The sequence below is a fragment of the Pseudomonas arabinosi genome (assembly GCF_047758675.1).
GTDB lineage: Bacteria > Pseudomonadota > Gammaproteobacteria > Pseudomonadales > Pseudomonadaceae > Aquipseudomonas > Aquipseudomonas arabinosi.
In genome coordinates this window covers 4,354,907-4,378,754 of record NZ_CP180480.1, presented here as the reverse complement: position 1 = coordinate 4,378,754, position 23,848 = coordinate 4,354,907, and the positions used below count along the sequence as shown (strand labels likewise).

Below are 23,848 nucleotides of genomic sequence, written 5' to 3'. Positions count from 1 at the left end.
GAAGGGCTATTCGCTGTGAGCGCGCACGGGGCTTTCAGTGCCCAACCGATACTGATTATTCCCACTGCGCTTCGCCTCATACATCGCCAGATCCGCAATATGAATCAACCGGTCCATGCTCGGCGCATGGTCCGGGAACACCGCGACCCCAAGGCTGGTGCCGATGTGGCGTTGATCATTACCGATGGTCACCGGAGGCGACAGTTCGACGAAGATTTTCTGGCAGATGCTGCGGGCTTCGTCTTGCAGGCTGTTGCCCTGGGGCAGGCCTTGAAGGATGACCACAAATTCGTCGCCACCGATCCGGGCAACGGTATCGGTTGAACGCAGGATTTTCTTCAGGCGGGTGGCGGTGGTGATCAGTACCCGGTCGCCGGCGGCATGGCCGTAATGGTCGTTGATGGCCTTGAAACCGTTGAGGTCGACAAACACCAGCGCAACTCTCGTGGCGCTGATGCGCGCCTGTTCCAGCGCTTCGGACAGACGCTCTTCGAGCACCAGGCGATTGGGTAGACCGGTCAGCGGGTCGAAGTGGGCCAAGTGTTGCAGGTAGCTGGCGGAGGCTTTTTCCTCGGTGATATCGCGTACCACGCCCATCATCTTGATCGTTGCATCTTGGTCGTTCTTGACCACATTGCCGGTTTCCCGAAGCCAGCGGATCGTGCCGTCGGGCCACACCACCCGGTATTCCTCGTCATGGTTGTCGCCGGTTTCCAGGCAGCGCAACTCCCCGGCCCGGACCCTGGCCCGGTCGTCGGGGTGAACACATGAGCAAAACAGGGCGTAGGAGGGCGTTACTTCGTCGATCTTGAAGCCAAACATGCCGTAGATCGCATCCGACCAGTAGAGCTTGTCGGTGTCGACATCCCAGTCCCACGTGCCGATGCGGGCGAAATACTGGCTGCGCTTGAAGCGTTCGACGTCGCCGTCCTGGCGGATGTTTTGTCCGTCAGTCAGGCTGGTGATCAGCACGCGATACTCGGCCAGCTGCTTCTGCAGCGAACGCTCGCGACAGATCAACGCGATGATCAGGGCTAGCATCATTGAGCCGATGGCGGCGCTGGTCCAATCCACATTCATTCAGGTTTCGCCATCGTGGCGTATCAGCCGTATCGGTAGAGATGTGCCTATGTTAGTTCACACGGCCCTCGATCATCAGCCTCTATTATGAGGGGCGCCAAACTTATAGCAGTTCACCTTTGTCCCACAGATGCACCAATTCCCCTGGCGCCTGATCTTCAGGCACCTTCATCACCATCCGGTCGTCCTGTTCGCCGCTGCGATAGCGCACTTCGATTTGATAGAAGCGCTGATCGCCCCGGCCGGCGGATGAACTTGTCATAAGCAGGCAACCCTCGAGCAACGAGCAGATGCGGGTGCGTTGGTCGGCATTGCATTGGGCGAATTCGATCTCTCGGGGGCGGGTCAAGGTGTGGATCGCCGCTATGCCGCCTTGGCGGGAGACACAAACCACCGCGTTATCGTCCAGTGTTGGCAAGGTTTTCATTGTTCCTCCAGTGTCAGGTCGACGCCCACTTCAGACCAGCCGTGCCGCACCGCCTCGACTGCCTTCGCACCAAATCCTTGCCGGGCATGCTCGACGGTCAGTTGCGCGAAGGTAGTGAATGTCGCTTCGCTACTCAGGCGTTTGTCGCACAGCGCGTCGTACCAGATGCGGCCGGCTTTTTCCCAGGCAAAACCGCCCAGCGCCATCGCGGCCAGATAAAACGCCCGATTGGGGATGCCCGAATTGATGTGCACACCGCCATTGTCCTCCTGGGTGATCACGAATCGACGCATGTGATCCGGTTGCGGGTCCTTGCCAAGCAACGGGTCGTCATAGGCCGTGCCCGGATGGGCCATCGAGCGTAATCCGATACCTTTGATGCGCGGTGCCAGCAGGTCGGCGCCGATCAACCAGTCAGCCTGTTCGGCGGTCTGGCCCAGTACATGTTGTTTGATCAGTACCCCGAAAACGTCCGAAATCGATTCATTCAATGCCCCGGATTGGCTGGCATAGACCAGACCGGCTTCGCTTTCGATCACGCCGTGCGTCAACTCGTGGCCGATCACATCCAGAGAGCGGGTAAAGCGTTCGAAGATTTCACCATCGCCGTCACCGAACACCATTTGCGCGCCGTTCCAGAACGCGTTCTCGTAATCCTGGCCGTAATGCACGCTGCCGATCAGGGCAAAACCCTTGTTGTCGATGGAGTCCCGACCCAGCACCTTCCAGAAGAAATCATAGCTGGCACCCAATGCGTCGTAGGCCTCGTCGACCGCCGGATCGCCGGTTGCCGCCTGTCCTTCAAGTCGCACAGGCATACCCGGCAGCAGCATTTTGCCTTGCGCGTCATGAATGCTGCGCTGTGCCAGACCGGGGCGGCCGGGCAGCGGCAGGATCGCGTTGGCGGGTGGTCGCGATGGCGGGCCGGGATTGTGCCGCAAATGGCGGACATGGATCAGCGTGGTCTGGGCGCTGGAGCGCTGACGGTCGGAACCGTGGGCGATGATTCGGTTGAGGATGTAGGGCGGGATGAAACTGTACAGCGGTGATGAGTCGGTCATCAGAGCATCCTTTCCTGAATACGAAGTCGTTATTCATGTGAGCCGGATGACGGTCTTTCGGTTTCGTGGATTGCCTTGCGCGCCAGTTTCTGCGAAAACCTCCGTCCGCGCCCCAATCACTGGGCGACAGTGAACGAGTAGGAATCATGAACGACGAGTTGCAAATCATTGACCTTGAGCCGGGCGACGGCAAAGCCGCCGTCAAAGGCGCGCTGATTACCACCCAATACCGCGGCTGGCTGGAAGACGGGACTGAATTCGATTCTTCCTACAGCCGGGGTAAACCTTTCCAGTGCGTGATTGGCACAGGTCGGGTGATCAAGGGTTGGGATCAGGGGATTATGGGCATGCAGGTTGGCGGCAAGCGCAAGCTTCTGGTACCGGCGCATCTTGCCTACGGTGAACGGACCATGGGCAAGATCACGCCGAACTCGAACCTTATTTTCGAGATTGAATTGCTGGAAGTGCTGACGCGCGATGATTGATTGGCGTATGAGCTGAAATGACAAGAACCGCACTATCTGCACACAGAAAACGGTTTTTTTTGGAACATTGATCAGCCAACTCGCCTAATGCCGATCAGTTAAGCCAAAACGCGATCCGTAGCAGCTGGCGAAGCCTGCGTTCGGCTGCGCAGCAATCGTGAAATCAGACGATGCGGTGTTTCAGGACGACCGCTAACTCAGGTTTTACGACTGCTGCGCAGCCGAACGCAGGCTTCGCCAGCTGCTACTTTGTTCATGGCAACAGTCTCCGATGAGCCCCGGTGAAAGCTTAGTGGGCGATCAGGGGGCGGCGGGGGTAGCCATTTCATTAAGGTTTGCGTTGCGGTTGAAATGGCTTAACTGATCGATATTAGCCACCTCGCCGCTATTTTTTTTGCCCGCGCCTTCTATCTGATGATTCGGGTGAATGCGTCGATGTCGTCAAGGGTATCCGTCACAACTCCATCCAAGGAGGGGAACTTGTATTTCACGCTTTCGAGTGCCGGGAGCACCACCTTCGTATCCAGATCGCCATGCCTGCGGGCTAAATGGCCAAGAGCGGTGATGGCGGACGCTGCAATCGATTCGGTCTCACTTGCCAGGTACTTGAGAAAGGTGTTCTGAGCCCAGGTTCTGTCCTGTTCATTCAGGCCAATGGAAACCAATGCGGCAATAACGTTCGTTTCTACATCGCTAGCAAGGAGTCTCGTCGCTTCATCATGGCTCATTGATGGATCCTGGTAGAGAAGGCTCACTTTTTACTCCTGGAATGTTGCCCTTGTTATCGACTTTTAACTTAGGGTTGCATCCTTTGGCTGTAGGACAGGTCTGAAGCTCCGCTTGTTGTTACAAATGCAGGTGTTTCTCTCAATAGGAAAATCAGTCGAGAGAAGTGAATTGCTGGAAGTACTGCCCCGCGACGATTAACCGCTAGACCTGAAAGGTCTCCCGGTAGGCATAAAGGCCCGGCGTCCCCCCAGTCATCACGAACAGCACATTGTCCCCGGAACGGAAGCGTCCATGCCTGAGATCAGCCAACAGCCCGGCAAACGCTTTGCCGGAGTACACCGGGTCGATCAACAAGCCTTCGGCGCGAGCCATCAGGCGCACTGCTTCTTGCATGGCTGGCGTCGGCAGACCGTAACCGTCGCCCAACTGACTGCCGTCGATGGCAATTTCTCCGGCCTGCACAATGGCGCTACTGCCCAACAGCGCCAGTGCATCCTGGGTCAATTGCCGGGTTCTGGCCGCTGACGTGTCTCGATCGGACAAAACCGAGTACGACTTGACGATCGAGGTGCCTCGGCCCAGCAACTGGAAGCCCGCCGCGAGCCCGGCGTGGGTGCCGGCGCTGCCGTTGGGCACCACGACTTGATTGAAGGTGAGGCCGAGTTCCGTCTCCTGTTGCGCGATCTCCGCCGCGCAGCGCGCATAACCGAGACTGCCCAGCGGCGTTGAGCCACCCGTAGGAATCACCAGCACGTTGCGCCCCGAATCCCGAAGTTGCGTGGCCCGTGTTTCGGCCACGGCGAGTGAGTTGCTGCCCCCGGCAAGCACCTGTAGCTGTGCGCCGAACAGCTGGTCGAGCAGAACGTTGCCGTTGAGTTCGTAATCTATATCGGCTTTGGGTACCGCGCGGGTCAGGATCAGTTCGCAGGCAAGGCCCAGGCGCGCACAGACCGCAGCGGTCAGGCGCGCATGGTTGGACTGAATGCCGCCCACGGTGATCACCGTGTCGACTCCGGCCGCCAGCGCTGCGCCGATATGAAATTCGAGTTTGCGCAGTTTGTTACCGCCACCGCCAATCAGCATATGATCGTCACGCTTGAGAAACAGGCCGATTCCCTGCGACTTCAAGTCCAGTAGCTGTTCGAGGCGTTCGGCGCGCTGAATGGGCGTGGGGCCTTGCAGAAGGTCTGCCCGCGCAAAAGAACTCAGTGACGTGTCCAGTAGGGTTTGCATCATTGGAGCCTCGTTGTTCACTTTAATTAAGTGACTCTAGGGAGAAAGCCCTTCGTGATAAACGCATTGCCGGTTATTACTCCTTTAACCTGATGTACTTAATCAAGCGTTCCGTTTCCTCCCTTCACAAGGCATGGTCATGAGCAAACTCAGGCAAATGGAAGTTTTCGTCGCCGTGGTCGAGGCGGGCAGCTTCGCCGATGCGGCCAGTGACGTCGGGATGTCGGCGGTCATGGTTGGACGGCATATCCAGAGCCTGGAGAAAACCCTCAACACTCAGCTCATTCAACGCACCACTCGACGGCAATCCATCACCGGGGAAGGGCGCTTGTTTTATGAGGAAGCCAAGCGGGCACTGGAGCAGGTGAAGTACGCATTCAGCCGGGTGGAGGCGTCGAACCCGGAGCCCAGCGGCCTGTTGCGAATCACCGCGCCGATGACCCTCGGTGTGTCATTGGTCGGTCCTCTGGTGTCCGAGTTCATGCAGTGTTATCCGCAGATCCAGGTCGAGCTGATTCTGAGCAACGAAGTGGTGGACCTGTACGAGACGTCATTCGATCTGGCGTTCAGGATCTCCGAACTGATCGGCGTGAATCTGCTGGCCAAGCCATTGCCACCGTATCGAATGGTGATCTGCGCATCGCCCCGGTATCTGGAAAAATGGCAGGAACCCCAATCCCCCGAAGACCTGCACCGACACAGAATCCTCACCCATACGTCCTGGAACAATCGTTTTGCCTGGCCTTTGAAAAGCGGTGCCAGCGAAGTCCCCTGGCCTGAAGGGGCGGTGTTGAAAAGCAATGACGGCCAAGTGTTGCTGCAGGCGGCCGTGGCCGGAGAGGGGATTTTGATGCAGCCCGATTTTCTGGTGTCGGCTGCCTTGGCCAAAGGCGAGCTCGTGCGGATCTTGGACGCCTATGCGCCGCCGCCCAAGCCGGTACAGATGGTGTATCCACGCTCGCGAAAATCACTGCCGAAGTTGAAAGCCTTTATCGAATTTGTTGCGCAGCGACTGGCGTGAGCGTTGCGTGTTGACGTGGTTTTACGGCAAATCGCCAAAGAGCGGAATACGCCCGTTCAGGGAAGGTCGGTAGCGCCAGGTCAGGCGATCCAAAGCAGGTTTCATTGCCACAATCTCCCTCAACGTGGCGCTGGCAATACTCAACGCCAACAACTGCCCCGGACATTGATGCCGCCCCGCACCAAAGGTGAAGCTGCGCCGCTCTGGACGATCCAGAAGAAAGACATCGGGACGGTCATTGAGCTGTGGATCTCGATTGGCCGAGGCCAGCAGCACCAGAATCACATCGCCTGAATTGAGGCTTACCCCGTCGATTTCACACGACGCAGCGACAAATCGGCGGGTGTTCTGTACCGATGGATCGAAGCGCTGAACTTCAGCGATCAAGTCGTCCACGGGTGTCGATTCGCTGTGCAACGACGGGGTTCGAATCAACGCCAACAGCGCATTGCCGATCAGCCCGGCGGTGGCTTCATAGGTCTGGGAGAACAGGCCGATCAGATTGGCGATCAACGTTTCAGCGTCGCCAGAGGTTGCCGCGAAGCGCTGGCGGATCCCGGCGAGCAGGGCGCTCTGAGTGCTCGGATCATCCAGCAACTCAACGAAATAGCCGCTCAAGTGTTCCGCCGCAGCGTGCGCTGCTTCCCGTTGCGCCTGATCGCCAAGGGGCGACAGGCACGCGACGAAGTCCCCGGTCAGTTCGCTGATAGCCCGGCCCTGAGCCGGAGAGAACCCGAGCAATGCAGCCACCACGCATACCGGCCCGCGGAACATCGCCTTGTACAGCCCATCGGCGCCCGGAATGATCAGGCGAGCGCGGACCAGCGCATTGACTTCATCGGCATCAATCAACGCCAATCCCGGTTGAATCGCCGACCTCGGGCAACGCTGCCGTTCGCCCTCATTCATCCGCATCAACTGACCAAAGACCTTGCCGGCCATCCCGCCAACAATCGCCTTGGGCACCGGTTCGTGGGACGGTCGGACATGGCAGTCAGGATGCGCCAGCACGGCCGCCACGGCTCGGGCGCTACTCGCCACCCACACCTTCAGTCCTTGGTGAAAAACCAGACCGCCCTCCGCACGCAGTTGCGCGTAATAGGGATAAGGATCGGCATGGGTCGCAGCGATGATCGGGTCCATGGGTCGCAGCCTTGTTCGTGGTTGGAAAAGTGTTGCTACTATCTCCAGTCCGAAAAGGCCTTGATTCGTCCGGGAGCGAAATATGAACGTAGAACAGCACGACATCGGCGTCTCTCAGGTGGCTGCCGCGATTGCGGAACCGTCCCGGACGAAAATCCTCTGTTCGCTGATGGACGGCCACGCCCGCACCAGCACCGAGCTGGCAGCGATTGCCGAAGTCAGCGCCTCCACCGCCAGCGCGCACCTGGCCAAACTCAAGGAATTGGCGCTGGTGCGGCTGCACGTGCAGGGCCGACATCGCTATTACAGCCTGACGGACAAGCGCGTCGCCCAGGCACTGGAAGCGTTGATGGTGATCGGCCAGAACGCCGCGCCTACCTTCAATTCGCGCACCCCGGATCGACTGCAATTCGCCCGCACGTGCTACGACCACATGGCCGGAACGTTGGCGGTGCTGCTGCATGACCGGATGATCGAAGCGGGGTGGCTGCTGGAAACCGATGAACAGGTTTATCAGCTGAGCGACAGCGGTGAGGTGTTGTTTGAAGGGTTGGGTATCGAAGTCAAAGACCTGAGTACGCTGCGCCGCCGCTTCGCCTGCCCATGCCTGGACTGGAGCATGCGCCGGCCGCATCTGGGCGGTTCGTTGGGGGCGGCGTTGTTGCAAACGGCGATCAAGCGCAAATGGGTGACTCAGGACCTGGACAGCCGCGCGCTGGCGTTGACGGCGACGGGGCGAAAGGAACTCAGCAGCCGGTTCGCTGTTGAACTGCCGGTTCAGGTAACGACAGTACAACCCGCGCTCACCGAGACCAGGCGTCGCGCGATCGCCAGTTCTGCGCCTTAGCGACTGGCCGAGGCCATCAGCACGCCGAAACCGGCGAAGGTCACGCCCGAGACTTTCGCCGCCAGCCAGGAACCCTTCGGGCTCGACAACCAGCCTTTGGCGGCATTGGCGAGCAACGCATAGCTGCCATGCACGAGGATCACCAGTACGCCATAAGAGGCGACCAGTTTGAAAAACTGGGTGGAGAAGTGCGCCGAGGTGTCGATGAATTGCGGGAACACCGCCAGAAAGAAAAACACTGCCTTGGGGTTCAAAAACTGGATCGACGCCGCTTCAAGGAAACGGTAGCCCGGGCTTGAGGGGCGCGTTTCAAGCAGCGTGTTGAAACCAGCCGAGCGCCAGCTTTTGTAACCCAGGTACAACAAATAGGCGGCCCCTGCGTATTTCAACGCGGTAAAGGCGTTGGCGGAGGTGCTGAGGATCAGGCCTACACTGGTGGCGCTGATGGCGGCGACGATAAACGCTCCCGACGCGATCCCCAGAATGCCCGGCACTGCCCCGGTCCAGCCGTGACGTACCGCGTTGGACAGGGTCAGGACCACGCCAGGCCCTGGACTCAAAATGGTCAGGGTGGCAAACAGTAGAAAGAGTCCATAGCTGTTCATGTCTTGCTCCGTCAGGTGGCGCTGGCTGCGTGCGAGCAGATTGGCGCGACGACGTGGGCGTGACAAACGCTTTAATTGCGCTGCATATGTGACTAAATTAGACGCATGATGAATCCACTACCGCCGCTCAATGCTGTTCGCGCCTTCGCTGTTGCTGCTCGTCACCAGAGTTTCAGCCTGGCGGCCGAAGAGCTGCATGTCAGTCACAGTGCCGTCAGCCGGCACATCAAATTGCTTGAGGAACACCTGGGTGTGCTGCTGTTCGAGCGGCGTATCCGTCAATCGGTGCTGACGCCGGCCGGTCAGCGCTTTTATGAGCAGGTCAGTGCCGGGCTGGCGCAGATCGCCAACGCCGCTGCTGCGCTCAAGCAACATGCCTCGCTGCCGACTGTGAAGATCAATGTTCGTCCATCCTTTGCCATGCTTTGGCTAACGCCCAGGTTGGAGGATTTCATTGCGCAGCACCCGGACATCAAGCCGCAAGTGATTACCCAAACCCAGGCACCGGATCATGCACGGGACGGGTTCGACATCGTCATTCGCCGTGGTCGTGATGACTGGGCGCCGGCGATTGAGGCGCGAGCGCTTTTCGAAGACGAACTGTTGCTGGTCGCGGCACCCTCGCTGATCGAGCGCCTGGCCCTTGAAGACCTCGCGTCCCTGAGCCGGCACACGTTATTGACTGCCAAGGCGCGTCGCGAAGACTGGCACAACTGGGCCCTGCATTTTGGTCAAGGCCAGTCAGCCACTCAGGTCACCCGGCAGTTTGACCACATGCACCTGGTGCTTGAGGCCGCCGTGGATGGTCAGGGCATTGCCTTGTGCCCGACCTCTTTGCTGGGCACCCATCTCTCGAGCGGTCGCTTGATTTGCCCATTGTCCGAGTTACGGATGCCATTGCCGCGTTATTACTACGGTGTCGCGCCGGATGTGACGGCGCAGACACGGGTGTTTGTGGAGTGGTTGTTTGCCCGGATCGAAGAGGATGCCGGTCAGGTGGGGCAGTTGATTGCAGGGTGATTCGTCTGCAGGTGACCGGCGCTGAAAAAACGACCGGCCAACAAAAAGCCCACCCGACGCATTTACGAGGGGTGGGCTTTTTTAGTGCCTGAAGCGTCAAATCAAACCTTGACGATCCAGCCTGCTGGCGCTTCGATGTCGCCGGTCTGCACACCGGTCAGCTCTTTGTAGAGCTTCTGGGTGACCGGGCCGACGTCGGTTTCGCTGTGGAACACGTGCAGTTTGTCGTTGTAGCTGATGCCGCCGATCGGGGTGATCACCGCAGCAGTACCGCAAGCGCCGGCTTCCTTGAAGTCGGACAGCTTGTCGATGAACACGTCGCCTTCGACCACTTCCAGGCCCAGACGCGATTTTGCCAGCTCGATCAACGACAGACGGGTGATGCCCGGCAGGACCGACGGCGAGTTCGGGGTCACGAACTTGTTGTCGTGGGTGATCCCGAAGAAGTTGGCCGAACCGACTTCTTCGATTTTGGTGTGAGTCATCGGGTCCAGGTAGATGCAGTCGGCGAAGTGGGCTTTCTTGGCCTGGGAACCTGGCATCAGGCTGGCCGCGTAGTTACCACCGACCTTGGCTGCACCGGTGCCTTGTGGGGCGGCGCGGTCGTAGCTGGAGATCAGGAAGTTGTGCGGGGTCAGGCCGCCCTTGAAGTAGGCACCGACCGGAATGGCGAAGATCGAGAAGATGAACTCGGGGGCCGTACGCACACCGATGTTGTCACCCACGCCGATCACGAACGGACGCAGGTACAGCGCGCCGCCGGTGCCGTAAGGCGGGATGAAACGCTCGTTGGCGCGGACCACTTCCTTGCACGCTTCGACGAACTGCTCGGTGGACACATGAGGCATCAGCAGGCGCGCGCAGCTGCGTTGCATGCGTGCGGCGTTCTGGTCCGGGCGGAACAGGTTGATCGAGCCGTCCTTGCAACGATAGGCCTTCAGCCCTTCGAAGCATTGCTGGCCATAGTGAAGGGCAGTAGAGCCTTCGCTGATGTGCAGCACATTGTCTTCGGTCAGGGTGCCTTTGTCCCACTCGCCATTACGCCAGTGCGACAGATAGCGCTTGTCTGTCTTGATGTAGTCAAAACCCAACTTGTCCCAATTGATGCTTTCGTTACCCATGACACCCTCTATCACTTAACAACCGCCGAAACGGTTCAAGGCTTCTGACGTTTTTCTGGATTGGGACAACAATACTTCATTCCGGGCCCAATTCGCAGCCCAGATTGCGTTCCTTTGATCGTTCCCACGCTCTGCGTGGGAATGCCTCAATGGACGCTCTGCGTCCGCTTTGGGACGCGGAGCGTCCCGGGCTGCATTCCCACGCAGAGCGTGGGAACGATCAGTTAGAGGTGTAGCGCGTGACCAAGCGCACGCAACGCCGCTTCCTGCACAGCCTCGCCCAAGGTCGGATGCGCGTGGATGGTGCCGGCAATGTCTTCCAGCCGGGCGCCCATTTCCAGGCTCTGACCGAACGCTGTCGACAATTCCGACACACCCACACCGACCGCTTGCCAGCCAACAATCACATGATTGTCACGTCGCGCCACGACTCGCACGAAGCCGCTTTTCGATTCCAGCGTCATCGCCCGGCCATTGGCCGCAAACGGGAAGCTGGAAACGATGCAGTCCAGACCCGCCGCCTTGACGTCGTCCGGTGTCTTGCCGACGACCACCAGTTCCGGGTCGGTAAAGCACACGGCGGCGATGGCGGTAGGGTTGAACTCGCGGGATTTACCGCTGATCAGTTCGGCAACCATCTCGCCCTGAGCCATAGCCCGGTGGGCCAGCATCGGCTCGCCGCTCACGTCGCCGATGGCATACACGTTGCGCATGCTGGTCTGGCAGCGGTTGTCGATCTTGATCGCCGAGCCGTTCATGTCCAGGTTCAAACCTTCGAGGTTCCAGCCCTGGGTGTTCGGTTTGCGGCCGACGGCCACCAGCACCTGATCGGTTTCCAGGTTCAGGGTGTCGCCACTCGGGTCAAGGACTTGCAGTGTATTGCTAACAGAATCAAAGCCTTGAACGCTGTGCTTCAAGTAAAGCTTGATGCCGAGCTTTTTCAGTTCGTCATGCACAGGCTGCGTCAGTTCGGCGTCGTAGGCAGGAAGGATGCGATCCTGAGCCTCGACCACGCTGACCTCGGCGCCGAGCTTGCGATAGGCAATCCCCAGCTCCAGACCGATGTAACCTCCACCGACCACAATCAGCCGTTTCGGCACGGACGTCGGCGCCAAGGCTTCGGTGGAGGAGATGATCGGACCGCCAATCGGCAGCATCGGCAGGTTCACGCTTTTCGATCCGGTGGCCAGCACCAGGTGCTCGCACTGAATGCGCGTGTCGCCGACTTCTACGGTTTTACCATCGATAACCTTCGCAAAACCTTGAATAACCTGAATTTTGTTCTTTTTCAGCAGCGCCGACACGCCGGTGGTCAGGCGATCAACGATGCCGTCCTTCCACTCGACACTTTTGCTGATGTCCAGGGACGGCGCCGAAACGCTGATGCCCAGGGCGGAATGCTGGCTGTGGTGCTGAGTCTGGTGAAACTGTTCGGCAACGTGGATCAACGCCTTGGACGGAATGCAGCCGATGTTCAGGCACGTGCCGCCCAGGGATTCGCCTTCCACCAGAATGGTCGAGATGCCCAGCTGACCGGCACGAATCGCCGTCACATAACCGCCAGGGCCACCGCCGATGATCAGCAGCGTGGTGTTTAAAGTTTGCATGCCTGCTCCACTAAAAATTAGTCCACAAACAAGGTTGCGGGTTGTTCGAGCAAGCCGCGAATGGCCTGGATGAATTGCGCCGCGTCCATGCCATCGACCACGCGGTGATCGAAGGAGCTGGAGAGGTTCATCATCTTGCGAATCACGATCTGGCCTTTGACGACCATCGGGCGTTCGACGATTTTGTTGACGCCGACAATCGCCACTTCCGGCAGGTTCAGCACCGGGGTGCTGACAATGCCGCCCAAGGCGCCGAGGCTGGTCAGGGTGATGGTCGAGCCGGACAGTTCATCGCGGCTGGCCTTGCCATTGCGGGCAGCGGTAGCGAGGCGAGAAATTTCCTGAGCGCTGTCCCACAAGCTGCGGGTTTCGGCGTGACGGACCACCGGCACCATCAAACCGATATCGGCTTGGGTGGCGACGCCGACATGCACCGCGCCGAGGCGGGTGATGACCTGAGCTTCGTCGTCGTAACGGGCGTTGATTTGCGGGAAGTCGCGCAGGGCGACGACCAATGCGCGGACCAGGAACGGCAACAAGGTCAGCTTGCCGCGGGTCGCGCCGTGTTTTTCGTTCAGATGAGCGCGCAGTTCTTCCACGGCGGTGACGTCAATTTCTTCGACGTAACTGAAGTGAGCGGCGCGCTGAGTGGCGTCCTGCATGCGCTGGGCGATCTTGCGGCGCATGCCGATGACCGGGATTTGTTCTTCGTCGTTACGCTGGGCGTAAGCGGCGGCAGCGGTGGATTGCGGCTGCTGACCTTGGGCCAGAAAGGCGTCGAGGTCTTCGTGCAGTACCCGACCGGCAGGGCCCGTGCCACGCACCAGACGCAACTGTATACCGAGGTCCAGCGCATGTTTGCGCACGGCCGGGGAGGCCAGCGGACGCTCATCAGCTTCGCGAGCGACCATCGGACCTTGGCATACGGCAGCTCGCGGCGCTGCAGCAGCGACCGGTTTGCTTTCAACAGCGGCGGCAACTTTTGGTGCCGCAACCGGCGCTTCTTTAACAGGTGCAGGCTGAGCCGACTCTTTAACGTTGCCCGCGCCTTCGACTTCAATGCTGATCAGGATGCTGCCAACCGCCATGACTTCGCCCGGCACACCGCCCAGCGCAATCACCTTGCCGTTCACCGGCGAAGGGATGTCGACCATCGCCTTGTCGGTCATGACATCGGCGAGTACCTGATCTTCGACGACCATGTCACCGACTTTGACGTGCCAAACCGACAATTCAACTTCTGCAATGCCTTCACCAATGTCCGGCATTTTAATAACGTGCGTGCCCATTCAGACCTCCATAACCCGATGCAAAGCCGCGCCCACTCGGGACGGACCAGGGAAATACGCCCACTCTTGTGCGTGCGGGTAGGGAGTGTCCCAACCGGTGACGCGCTCGATAGGCGCTTCCAGGTAGTGGAAGCAGTGCTCTTGCACCAGGGCGACCAGTTCGGCGCCGAAACCGCAGGTGCGGGTCGCTTCGTGAACGATCACGCAACGGCCGGTTTTCTTCACTGACTTGACGATGGTGTCCAGATCCAGCGGCCACAGGCTGCGCAGGTCGATGACTTCAGCGTCGATGCCGGTTTCTTCAGCCGCCACTTGCGACACGTAAACGGTGGTGCCGTAAGTCAGGATGGTCACGTCCTTGCCCGGACGGGTGATGGCGGCGACGTCCAGTGGCACGGTGTAGTAACCGTCCGGCACTTGCGCAGCCGGGTGTTTCGACCACGGGGTTACCGGGCGTTCGTGGTGACCGTCGAACGGGCCGTTGTACAGGCGTTTTGGCTCGAGGAAGATCACCGGGTCATCGTTTTCGATGGAGGCGATCAGCAAGCCTTTGGCGTCGTAAGGGTTGGACGGCATGACCGTGCGCAAGCCGCAGACCTGGGTGAACATCGCCTCAATACTTTGGCTGTGAGTCTGGCCGCCGTAGATGCCGCCGCCGCAAGGCATGCGCAGGGTCATCGGTGCGGTGAATTCGCCGGCCGAGCGATAACGCAGGCGGGCGGCTTCGGAAATGATCTGGTCCGATGCCGGGTAGACGTAGTCGGCGAACTGGATCTCGGCAACCGGCCGCAGACCGTAGGCGCCCATGCCGACGGCGACGCCGACGATGCCACTTTCGGAGATCGGTGCGTCGAATACCCGGGAGGTGCCGTACTTGTTCTGCAGGCCTTCGGTGCAACGGAACACGCCGCCGAAGTAGCCCACGTCCTGGCCGAACACCACGACGTTGTCGTCACGCTCAAGCATCACATCCATGGCCGAGCGCAGGGCCTGGATCATGGTCATGGTGGTCGTGGTCATGGCGGTTTCCAACTCGATTTTGTTGTTGTGATCGTTCATGTCAGATCCCCAACTCTTGACGCTGGCGCTTCAAGTGCTCCGGCATCTCTTTATAGACGTCTTCGAACATGGTCGCGGCGCTTGGAATCTGGCCGCCGGCGAGGGTGCCGTACTGTTCGGCTTCTTTTTGCGCGGCGATCACTTCGGCTTCGAGTTCGGCGCTGACGGCGACGTGTTCCTCTTCGGACCACTGACCGATTTTCACCAGGTGCTGCTTCAGCCGCGCAATCGGGTCGCCCAACGGGAAGTAGCTCCAGTCGTCGGCAGGACGGTATTTGGACGGATCGTCAGAAGTTGAGTGCGGACCGGCGCGGTAGGTGACCCATTCGATCATGGTCGGGCCGAGGTTGCGGCGCGCACGTTCGGCGGCCCAGGCAGAGGCGGCGTAGACCGCGACGAAATCGTTGCCATCGACCCGCAGGGAGGCAATGCCGCAACCGACGCCACGACCGGCGAACGTAGTGGCTTCACCACCGGCAATCGCCTGGAACGTGGAGATTGCCCACTGGTTGTTGACCACGTTGAGGATCACTGGCGCACGGTAAACGTGGGCGAAGGTGAGGGCGGTATGGAAGTCGGATTCAGCGGTAGCGCCGTCGCCGATCCAGGCCGAGGCGATTTTGGTGTCGCCCTTGATCGCCGAGGCCATGCCCCAGCCCACACCTTGTACGAATTGGGTGGCGAGGTTGCCGGAAATGGTGAAGAAACCGAAGTCTTTGACCGAATACATGATCGGCAGCTGACGTCCCTTGAGCGGATCACGCTCGTTGGACAGCAGTTGGCAGATCAGGTCCACCAGCGGCACGTCTCGCGCCATCAGGATGCTTTGCTGGCGGTACGTCGGGAAGCACATGTCATCGACGTTCAGTGCCAGGGCCTGGCCGCTGCCGATGGCTTCTTCGCCAAGGCTCTGCATGTAGAACGACATTTTTTTCTGACGCTGGGCGACCACCATGCGGTTGTCATAGATCCGCGTCTTGAGCATGGCGCGCATGCCTTTACGCAGGATCTCGGCCGGTACGCCTTCAGCCCATGGACCGAGGGCATTGCCCTCGTCATCGAGCACGCGAATCAGGCCCTTGGCCAGATCAGCGGTGTCGGCCGGTTCAACGTCGATTGGGGGTTTGCGCACCGTACCGGCGTCGGTCAGACGCAGGTAGGAGAAGTCGGTTTTGCAGCCAGGACGGCCCGATGGTTCGGGAACGTGCAGTTGCAGCGGTTCGTACGCTTGGTTCATGGCTTCTACGCTCGATCTTGTGAATTTCTTGTAGTGAGCTGACCGTCATTCTTCGATGAAAGAATTCTTGTCCTACAACAATCATAGGCCGGGCCCAGAAGAATATTTCTCTCTGTTTCGTTGCGTTGGCGGTCATTTGAGGATAAAAAATCTGCATAAACATAAAAAACAGGTGATTTTGTCTCATGCGCAAACTGGACCGTACCGATATCGGCATTTTGAACAGCCTTCAGGAGAACGCGCGCATCACCAACGCCGACCTCGCACGCTCGGTCAATCTGTCACCGACGCCGTGCTTCAACCGGGTCAAGGCGATGGAAGAATTGGGCCTGATTCGCGAGCAGGTGACCCTGCTGGATGCCGAGCTGCTGGGGCTGCATGTGAATGTGTTCATTCACGTCAGCCTGGAAAAACAGGTGGAGGAGGCGTTGCAGCATTTCGAGGAGGCGATCTCGGATCGCCCGGAAGTGATGGAGTGCTATTTGATGGCCGGCGACCCGGACTATTTGATTCGGGTACTGGTGCCGACTATTCAGTCGTTGGAGCGTTTTATGATGGACTTCCTCACCAAAGTCCCCGGCGTCGCCAACATCCGCTCGAGCTTTGCGCTCAAGCAGGTGCGCTATAAGACCGCGCTGCCGTTGCCGGCCAATGGGTTGACGCTCGCCTAGGGCAAGATCAAAAGATCGCAGCCTGCGGCAGCTCCTACATTAATCGTGTGGGGCACAGAACCCCTGTAGGAGCTGCCGCAGGCTGCGATCTTTTGATTTTAAAGTTTGTTGATCGGGATTTTGAGGTAGGTCACGCCATTGCCTTCGGCCGGCGGCAAATTCCCCGCCCGCACATTCACCTGAATCGCCGGCAGCAACAGTGTCGGCATTCCCAACCCCGCATCGCGCCCGGTGCGCATGGCGACGAATGCGGCTTCGTCGATACCGTCATGGATGTGAATGTTGCTTTTGCGCTGCTCGCCCACCGTGCTCATGCACTGCGGTTCGCGACCCTCGGGGGGGTAATCGTGGCAGACATACAGTCGAACGCTGGCAGGGAAAGCCAGCAGTTTGTGAATCGAAGCAAACATCTGGTTGGCGTTGCCGCCGGGAAAGTCGCAGCGCGCGGTGCCCACGTCCGGCATGAACAGCGTATCGCCCACCAGAATCACATTGCTGTCGATCAGATAGGCCATGTCCGCTGGCGTATGGCCGGGCACATGCAGCGCCGTGGCCTTGAGGTTGCCGATCCTGAACGATTCATCCGGCGCGAACAGATGATCGAACTGCGAACCATCGATACAGAATTCCGGCTCAAGATTGAACAGGCTCTTGAACACACCCTGAACCTTACTGATGGATTCGCCGATAGCAATCTTCCCACCCAGTTCCCGACGCAAATACGGTGCGGCGGACAGGTGATCAGCATGGGCATGGGTTTCCAGCAGCCATTGCACTTGCAATTGATGTTGGCGAACGAAGGCGATGATCCTGTCGGCCTGGGCGGTGGCGGTTCGGCCGGCGGCGGGATCGTAGTCGAGCACCGGGTCGACGATGGCGCATTGACCACCATCGCCTTCATAGATCACGTAGCTGTAGGTCGACGAGGCAGGGTCTAAAAAAGCTTCAATCAAGGCAGGCATGGTGGCCGTTTCTTTCTGGACAAGCCTTGAGGGTAGTTTCATTTTCCCTGCGCTGACCAGCCCGCATCAATTCAATTAATGAAAAAAGCTGCGCGGGCTCTATCCTGTCAGTCATCGATACCGGGCGTTCCCGGCTTTTTTTTCAGATCATGAGTGTTTTATGTTGCTGGCAAGTTTCTTTGGCGTGGTGATGGGGTTGGTACTGGGTTTGACCGGCGCCGGTGGCGGCATTCTTGCGGTGCCGGCCCTGGTGCTGGGGCTGGGGTTGACCATGACCCAGGCTGCGCCGGTCGCACTTTTTGCGGTGGGCAGTGCGGCGGCTGTCGGCGCCATTGACGGGTTGCGCCATGGCCTGGTGCGCTACCGCGCAGCGTTGCTGATCGCCCTGCTGGGGGCGGTTTTTTCGCCGGTCGGCATCTACTTCGCCCATCAGTTGCCAGAAAAAATCCTGATGATCCTGTTCAGCCTGCTGATGGTCATGGTGGCCTGGCGGATGCTGCGTCGTGAGCGCCAGGAAGAGGGACCTAGCGACCACGGCCACGCCAACTGGGGGCAGAAGAACTGCATGCTCGATCAGCAGACCGGACGCTTTTCCTGGACCGCCAAGTGCACCGCGACCCTCGCGGCATTGGGCGCGGTGACCGGGATGGTCTCCGGGCTGCTCGGGGTGGGCGGCGGCTTCCTGATCGTCCCGGCGTTCAAGCAACTGACCGATGTGCAGATGCGCGGAATCGTCGCCACTTCCTTGATGGTCATCAGCCTGATTTCCGCCATCGGCGTGATCGGCGCGTTTCAGGCCGGGGTGCGAATCGACGGTCTGGGCGTGGCGTTTATCGTCGCAAGCATCGTTGGCATGGTCATTGGCCGAAGACTTTGCGCGCGAATACCGGCCCGGGGATTGCAGATCGGCTTCGCCAGCATCTGTGTCGTGGTCGCCGCTTACATGCTGTTTAGAGCGGGCGTCTAGCAAGTACCGGTTCCTGTGGACGCCAGTCCGTTCCACAGGCGTACACCTTAAGTTCCGGGCCTCGTCGACGGACGGTCTTACACCGAACTTGTCGCGCATCACCTGCCACTCCAAAGCACTTCAAAACCGCCTCCAAGGCAGCGTATGACGCCGCCGGTCAGCTTTCGATAATCGCCTCCGACATCCAGTCCCCCGCTGCGGAGCGCGTCATGCACAACAATAAGAACATCAAGCATCGTTTCTTGCCTGCCTTCATCGCCAGCCTGTCGACCCTCGGATTGAGCTCGATGGCCCAAGCCGAGATCGTGCTGTACGACAAGGACCAGACCACGTTTTCCACCGACGGCTACATCAACGCTTTCTATGTGAACAGCGATGTGGACCGTGCCGGCGACCAGTTCGACCGGAAACAGGCGCGGGTCAAAATGGGTTTTCTGCCCAACTACCTGGGCTTCAACATGAGCAAGCAGGTCGATGACCTCAAGCTTGGCGCCCGGTCCTCCTTCTGGGTGACCATCAACGACAGTGAAACCAACGGCACCGACACTGCCATCGACGTGCGGCAGTTCTACGGCACGGTGGCCAACCCGGAGTGGGGCGAAGTGCTGATCGGCAAGGACTTCGGCCTGTTTGCCCGTTCCAACATCCTGCTGGATGAAATGCTCGCCGGTTACGGCCAGGTCAGCGATTCCCTGGGGCTGGTGGACGGTGGCGGGGTGTCGTTCGGCAACATCGGCACGGGTTATCCGTACCCGTTCCCGACATCGCAAATTACCTATCGCACGCCAGTGATGGAGGGCTTGCGCGTGGCCGTGGGGATCATGGACCCGGTGGACACCAACGACAGCAGTCCATTGGGCAAGGCCTATCAGGAGAATCCGCGCACCGAGAGCGAGATCACCTATCAGTTCGACGTTGCCGGGGCGAAGATCTACAGCTGGGTCAACGGCAGCTACCAGACGTCGGACAATACCGATTCCACCGTCGAGTCCGTCACCTCCAAAGGCGTCGGCTATGGCGTGCAGGCGAAAATGGGCGGCTTGTCGCTCACTGGCTCCGGCTTCCAGGCCAAAGGCATCAACCCGTTCTTCACCAACAACGCCGGCGAACCGACCCTGCGCAACGTCGACAGTGACGGTTACCTGCTGCAGGGCTCCTACAAACTGGGCAAGAACCGCTTGGCCTTGTCTTACGGCAAGACCAACGACGACGGCAATGGCGTGGTCGGCAGCGGCGCGGACTACGAAACGCGCGGCGTTGCGCTGTTCCATGACGTCAACGACAACCTCAAGCTGGTGGCCGAGTACAACCAGTTCGCAATCAACGGCCACGACACCAGCGACCAGAATGAAGACACCGACACTTTTGCGGTGGGGGCTGTGCTGACCTGGTAAGCCTTTGGTGGCGACCTTCGCTGCGCGCATCGCGGCGAGGGTCGACACCGTTCTCATCCCATCGAAGCGGCTACCCGCTACCCAAGTAGCATACGTCGCAGCTCACAGGCTTCGTACACTCGAGCCTCATACATGCGCACCTGCGGGAGGCGACGATGCAGCAGGTCCAGAGTGAAGGTGTGGTCAGTGCAATGTCCCAGGCCACCGATGCCCAACAGGTGGCCCAGGAACTGGCGCGACAACTGTTGCACCCGCACTTGGGCTTCGTGCTGTTCTTCTGTTCCGCCGAGTACGACTTGCAGGCGCTGGGCCAGGCCTTGCAACAAAGCTTCGGCGGCATTCGCCTGGTGGGTTGCACCAGCGCCGGGGAAATCACGCCCCTTGGCTACGGCCGCAATTGCGTGACCGCAGTGGGCTTCGACCATCGCCATTTTTCCATCGACGCCGAACTGATCTCCGAGATGGAGCGCTTCAGCCTGATCGACGCTCAGCAAATGGTCGAGCGACTGGTCGGTGGCTGTCGCAGCAACACCCTCGCGCCGATCAAGGGCAACAGCTTTGCGTTGACCTTGCTCGATGGCTTGTCCAGTCGTGAAGAAATGGTCCTCGCGGCCCTGAGCGCGGCGTTGGGCGACATCCCGCATTTCGGCGGTTCGGCCGGCGACGACAATTACCTGACCCACACCCACGTCTATTTTAATGGCGAGTTCCACAGCGGCGCGGCGGTGGTGGTGCTGGTCAATACCTGGCTGGATTTCGAGGTGTTCACCACTCACCACATCCTGCCGAGGGCGGAAAAACTGGTGGTCACCGGGGCCGACAGCGCCTCGCGCCGGGTCTTTGAACTCAATGCCGAACCCGCCGCCGAGGAGTACGCCCGGCACATCGGCGTGCCGGTGGCCGAGCTCGATCATCGGATCTTCGCCGCGCACCCGTTGGCCGTGCGGATCAACGATCAGTATTACGTACGAGCAATTCAGCAGGTTCATCCGGACCTGAGCCTGAGTTTCTACTGCGCGGTGGAAAACGGCATCGTCCTCACGGTCATGACGCCCGGCCCGATGCTGCCGAATCTGCAAACCCTGTTCGAAGGCTTGCAGGAGCGCCTCGGCGATCTGTTGCTGACCATCGGCTGCGACTGCTTTCTCAGGCGTCTGGAACTCGAAGACGGCGGCAGTCTGGAGCAGATCGGAACGTTTTTGCGTGACCAGCGGGTGATGGGTTTCAACACCTACGGAGAACAGTTCAATGGCATGCACATCAACCAAACCTTCACCGGGGTTGCCATTGCCCGAGGCCGGTCCCCTGGACACCGCTGAGCTTCAGGCACAGATCGCCAGCCTGCAGCGCGACAACCACAAACTGCAACGCATCAATGGCGCGCTGATCGAGCGGATCGAGTCTGGCATCACCCGCGGCAATGACCCGTACGCGGCGTTCCAGCATTCGGTGGTGTTGGCCGAGCAGGTGCGTGAACGCACCGACGCGTTGAATCAGGCCATGGCTGAACTCAAGTCGGGCAATCACTTGCTCAGCGAGGCACGCCTGCGCGCGGAAACCGCGCATCAGCATTTGATCGATGCGATCGAGAGCATTTCCGATGCGTTCGTGCTGTTCGATGCGGACCAGCGGATCGTGCTGTTCAACAGCCGTTTCAAGGCGTTCTGGGGCAACAGCCGGGTGCGGATCAACGCCGGCATGCGCCTGGCCGAGGTCAAGCGACTGATGTCCGCCACCGGGTTGTTCACTGAAGAGCCGCGGGGGCATGCCGACGAAAACCTGCTCTATCGCTTGCAGGACGGTCGCTGGTTGCAAGTCAGCGAACGACCCACTCAGGAAGGCGGACGGGTGATCCTGTTCACCGACATTACCGACGTCAAACTCAGCGAAACCGTGCGCCGCGAGCAAGCGGTGGCGCAGAAATCGCATTTGTTGCAACGGGCGGTCGACAACCTGTCCCAAGGCGTCGCCATGGTCAACGCCGAGGGAATTCTGGAGTTGTGGAACCGGCGTTTCCTCGAACTCAGCGGCCTGGCCCCGGTGGCGGCCCATCGTCCGTTTGCCGAAGTGATCGGCGACAGCGAGTTGAACCTGCTGACCCCGGCCAGTCGCGATGCAAACGGGCGGCCGGTGCAGGAACGCGAGCAGCGTCTGTACGATGGACGGGTGCTGGAAATCCGTACCCATCCGTTGCCCACCGGCGGTTTCGTCAATACCTTCACCGACATCACCGAACGCTACCAGCACGCCGAAGCGCTGAGCGAAAGCGAGCGCTGGATTCGCCTGATCACCGACCATGTGCCGGCGCTGATTGCCTACCTGAATGCCGATCTGGTCTACGAGTTCACCAACAAGGTATATGAAGAGTGGTACTGCTGGCCTCGGGGCGTGATGCTTGGGCAGAGCCTGCGCGAAGTCCACAGCGAGCAGCATTACCAGCGGCTGGAAGCCTACGTGGCCCGGGCCCTGGCCGGTGAGAGCGTGACGTTCGAGTTCGCCGAAACCAACATCAACAACCAGGAACGCTACATGCTGCGCTCCTACGTACCCAATCGCCTGGCCACCGGGGAAGTGGTGGGGATTTTCGTGTTGATCCGCGACATCACCGAACGCCGCCGCACCGCTGAAGCGCTGCACCAGGCCTATCAGAATCTTGAGTTGCGGGTGCGCGAACGCACGGCAGAACTGACCACGCTCAATGACCAGCTGCTGCGCGAGATCGATGAGCGTCGGCGGGCGGAATCTCGGCTGCGTGAAGCCAAACTCGAGGCCGAACAGGCCAACCTGTCGAAGACCAAGTTTCTCGCCGCCGTCAGTCACGACCTGCTGCAACCACTCAACGCCGCGCGGCTGTTTACCAGCGCGTTGCTCGAACGGCGGGAGCCGGTGGCCAATGCGATTTTGGTGCGTAATGTCAGCAACTCCCTGGAAGATGTGGAGAACCTGCTGGGTACGCTGGTGGACATTTCCAAACTGGATGCCGGGGTGATCAAGGCCGACATTGCGCCGTTTGCCCTGAGCGAATTGCTGGAGAACCTTGCGGCCGAGTACACCCAGGTGGCTCGCAGTGAAGGCCTGGAGCTGCATTTCATCCCTTGTTCGGCACTGGTGCGCAGCGACATTCAGTTGCTGGCGCGGATTCTTCGAAATCTGTTGAGCAACGCCATTCGCTACACCTACAGCGGTCGTGTGGTGCTCGGTTGCCGGCGTCATCACCAGCGACTGTCGATTGAGGTTTGGGACAGCGGCATGGGTATCGCTGAAAACCGCCTCGAGGAGATTTTTCAGGAATTCAAACGCGGTGATGTGCAGCGTCCGGATCAGGATCGCGGGTTAGGTCTGGGCTTGGCAATCGTCGAAAAAATCGCCGGGATTCTCGGTCACCGCATTCACGTGCGTTCGTGGCCGGGCAAGGGCTCGATGTTCTCGGTCGAAGTGCCGCTCAGCGCCACGGCACCCAAGGCGCTGCCGAGTCTGCTGATGAGTGAGCCGATGCTTGAACGTCTGCGTGGGGCGCGGGTGTGGGTGCTGGACAACGACGCGGCCATTTGCGCCGGCATGCGCACCTTGCTCGAAGGGTGGGGGTGTCTGGTGGTCACGGCGCTGTCGGAGCAGGACCTGGCGCGGCAAGTGGACAACTATCACGAAGAAGCCGATTTGCTGATCGCCGACTATCACCTGAATGACGATCAGAACGGCGTCGATGCCGTGGCCCGGATCAACGCCCGTCGCGGCTCGGCCATTCCGGCGATGATGATTACTGCTAATTACAGCAACGAGCTGAAGCAGCAGATCCGCGAACTGGGCCACACCCTGATGCACAAACCGGTGCGGCCGATGAAGCTCAAGACCGCGATGAGTCATTTGCTCGGCAGGCCTTGAGGCTTCTG

Annotated in this window: 22 protein-coding genes; 9 read left to right on the top strand and 13 right to left on the bottom strand. The window is 59.7% G+C overall.

The window, feature by feature from the left end:
* Positions 1–6: 6 nt before the first annotated feature.
* From ACMXYJ_RS20280 to ACMXYJ_RS20270, 3 genes are all read right to left on the bottom strand, one after another.
* Complete coding sequence (locus ACMXYJ_RS20280) at positions 7–1,080, bottom strand: diguanylate cyclase domain-containing protein (protein WP_415756617.1); 1,074 nt, start codon at positions 1,078–1,080, stop codon at positions 7–9.
* 103 nt (positions 1,081–1,183) lie between these two features.
* Positions 1,184–1,507, bottom strand: coding sequence for a protealysin inhibitor emfourin (locus ACMXYJ_RS20275; protein ID WP_095128151.1), 324 nt, complete (start codon positions 1,505–1,507; stop codon positions 1,184–1,186).
* A complete protein-coding gene (locus tag ACMXYJ_RS20270; protein ID WP_415756616.1) occupies positions 1,504–2,568 on the bottom strand; it encodes a M4 family metallopeptidase in 1,065 nt (354 codons plus the stop codon). Before ACMXYJ_RS20270 ends, ACMXYJ_RS20275 begins: the two co-directional genes overlap by 4 nt.
* Before the next feature lie 146 nt (positions 2,569–2,714).
* Between ACMXYJ_RS20270 and ACMXYJ_RS20265 the strand changes: the two genes are divergently transcribed.
* Entirely contained in the window at positions 2,715–3,053 is a 339-nt protein-coding gene (locus ACMXYJ_RS20265; protein WP_074875989.1) for an FKBP-type peptidyl-prolyl cis-trans isomerase, read from the top strand.
* Between the two features lie 407 nt (positions 3,054–3,460).
* Here ACMXYJ_RS20265 and ACMXYJ_RS20260 read toward each other — a convergent pair whose 3' ends face one another.
* Together ACMXYJ_RS20260 and ACMXYJ_RS20255 are read right to left on the bottom strand one after the other, a co-directional pair.
* Positions 3,461–3,808, bottom strand: coding sequence for a hypothetical protein (locus ACMXYJ_RS20260; protein WP_415756615.1), 348 nt, complete (start codon positions 3,806–3,808; stop codon positions 3,461–3,463).
* 175 nt (positions 3,809–3,983) lie between these two features.
* Positions 3,984–5,015: a D-cysteine desulfhydrase family protein gene (locus tag ACMXYJ_RS20255; RefSeq protein WP_415760770.1), complete on the bottom strand. Its 1,032-nt coding sequence runs from the start codon at positions 5,013–5,015 to the stop codon at positions 3,984–3,986.
* Between the two features lie 139 nt (positions 5,016–5,154).
* Between ACMXYJ_RS20255 and ACMXYJ_RS20250 the strand changes: the two genes are divergently transcribed.
* Positions 5,155–6,036: a LysR substrate-binding domain-containing protein gene (locus ACMXYJ_RS20250; RefSeq protein ID WP_415756614.1), complete on the top strand. Its 882-nt coding sequence runs from the start codon at positions 5,155–5,157 to the stop codon at positions 6,034–6,036.
* 21 nt (positions 6,037–6,057) lie between these two features.
* Here the strand turns inward: ACMXYJ_RS20250 and ACMXYJ_RS20245 are convergent, their stop codons facing one another.
* Positions 6,058–7,179: a cytochrome P450 gene (locus ACMXYJ_RS20245; RefSeq protein WP_415756613.1), complete on the bottom strand. Its 1,122-nt coding sequence runs from the start codon at positions 7,177–7,179 to the stop codon at positions 6,058–6,060.
* Between the two features lie 82 nt (positions 7,180–7,261).
* Here ACMXYJ_RS20245 and ACMXYJ_RS20240 point away from each other — a divergent pair, with 82 nt between their 5' ends.
* Positions 7,262–8,026, top strand: a complete 765-nt coding sequence (locus ACMXYJ_RS20240) for an ArsR/SmtB family transcription factor (protein ID WP_415756612.1) — start codon at positions 7,262–7,264, stop codon at positions 8,024–8,026.
* Here ACMXYJ_RS20240 and ACMXYJ_RS20235 read toward each other — a convergent pair.
* A complete protein-coding gene (locus ACMXYJ_RS20235) occupies positions 8,023–8,631 on the bottom strand; it encodes a LysE family translocator (RefSeq protein ID WP_008149720.1) in 609 nt (202 codons plus the stop codon). The two genes, ACMXYJ_RS20240 and ACMXYJ_RS20235, sit on opposite strands and share 4 nt — an antisense overlap.
* Before the next feature lie 105 nt (positions 8,632–8,736).
* On the opposite strand from ACMXYJ_RS20235, the gene ACMXYJ_RS20230 reads away from it, so the two are divergent.
* Positions 8,737–9,651, top strand: a complete 915-nt coding sequence (locus ACMXYJ_RS20230; RefSeq protein WP_415756611.1) for a LysR substrate-binding domain-containing protein — start codon at positions 8,737–8,739, stop codon at positions 9,649–9,651.
* Between the two features lie 101 nt (positions 9,652–9,752).
* Here ACMXYJ_RS20230 and ACMXYJ_RS20225 read toward each other — a convergent pair whose 3' ends face one another.
* From ACMXYJ_RS20225 to ACMXYJ_RS20205, 5 genes are all read right to left on the bottom strand, one after another.
* Positions 9,753–10,772 carry a branched-chain amino acid aminotransferase gene (locus ACMXYJ_RS20225; protein WP_046048924.1) on the bottom strand — a complete coding sequence of 340 codons (1,020 nt, stop codon included), beginning with the start codon at positions 10,770–10,772 and terminating at the stop codon, positions 9,753–9,755.
* A 224-nt stretch (positions 10,773–10,996) separates the two neighbouring features.
* Positions 10,997–12,379, bottom strand: coding sequence for a dihydrolipoyl dehydrogenase (gene lpdA / locus ACMXYJ_RS20220; RefSeq protein ID WP_415756610.1), 1,383 nt, complete (start codon positions 12,377–12,379; stop codon positions 10,997–10,999).
* 17 nt (positions 12,380–12,396) lie between these two features.
* A complete protein-coding gene (locus ACMXYJ_RS20215) occupies positions 12,397–13,668 on the bottom strand; it encodes a dihydrolipoamide acetyltransferase family protein (protein ID WP_415756609.1) in 1,272 nt (423 codons plus the stop codon).
* Positions 13,669–14,727 carry an alpha-ketoacid dehydrogenase subunit beta gene (locus tag ACMXYJ_RS20210; RefSeq protein WP_033054499.1) on the bottom strand — a complete coding sequence of 353 codons (1,059 nt, stop codon included), beginning with the start codon at positions 14,725–14,727 and terminating at the stop codon, positions 13,669–13,671. It lies immediately after the preceding gene.
* A gap of 1 nt (position 14,728) precedes the next feature.
* The gene (locus tag ACMXYJ_RS20205) at positions 14,729–15,964 is read right to left on the bottom strand and encodes a 3-methyl-2-oxobutanoate dehydrogenase (2-methylpropanoyl-transferring) subunit alpha (RefSeq protein ID WP_046048921.1); all 1,236 of its coding nucleotides are present in this window, start codon (positions 15,962–15,964) and stop codon (positions 14,729–14,731) included.
* Positions 15,965–16,149: 185 nt separating this feature from the next.
* On the opposite strand from ACMXYJ_RS20205, the gene bkdR reads away from it, so the two are divergent.
* The gene (bkdR, locus tag ACMXYJ_RS20200; protein ID WP_046048920.1) at positions 16,150–16,635 is read left to right on the top strand and encodes a Bkd operon transcriptional regulator BkdR; all 486 of its coding nucleotides are present in this window, start codon (positions 16,150–16,152) and stop codon (positions 16,633–16,635) included.
* 98 nt (positions 16,636–16,733) lie between these two features.
* Here bkdR and ACMXYJ_RS20195 read toward each other — a convergent pair whose 3' ends face one another.
* Positions 16,734–17,597, bottom strand: a complete 864-nt coding sequence (locus ACMXYJ_RS20195; RefSeq protein ID WP_415756608.1) for an MBL fold metallo-hydrolase — start codon at positions 17,595–17,597, stop codon at positions 16,734–16,736.
* 160 nt (positions 17,598–17,757) lie between these two features.
* On the opposite strand from ACMXYJ_RS20195, the gene ACMXYJ_RS20190 reads away from it, so the two are divergent.
* From ACMXYJ_RS20190 to nahK, 4 genes are all read left to right on the top strand, one after another.
* A complete protein-coding gene (locus tag ACMXYJ_RS20190) occupies positions 17,758–18,564 on the top strand; it encodes a sulfite exporter TauE/SafE family protein (RefSeq protein WP_415756607.1) in 807 nt (268 codons plus the stop codon).
* 209 nt (positions 18,565–18,773) lie between these two features.
* Complete coding sequence (locus ACMXYJ_RS20185) at positions 18,774–19,958, top strand: porin (RefSeq protein ID WP_415756605.1); 1,185 nt, start codon at positions 18,774–18,776, stop codon at positions 19,956–19,958.
* A 155-nt stretch (positions 19,959–20,113) separates the two neighbouring features.
* A complete protein-coding gene (gene nosP, locus ACMXYJ_RS20180; protein WP_415756604.1) occupies positions 20,114–21,277 on the top strand; it encodes a nitric oxide-sensing protein NosP in 1,164 nt (387 codons plus the stop codon).
* Complete coding sequence (gene nahK, locus ACMXYJ_RS20175) at positions 21,246–23,840, top strand: hybrid sensor histidine kinase/response regulator NahK/ErcS' (protein WP_415760769.1); 2,595 nt, start codon at positions 21,246–21,248, stop codon at positions 23,838–23,840. Before nosP ends, nahK begins: the two co-directional genes overlap by 32 nt.
* The last annotated feature ends 8 nt before the right edge of the window (positions 23,841–23,848 follow it).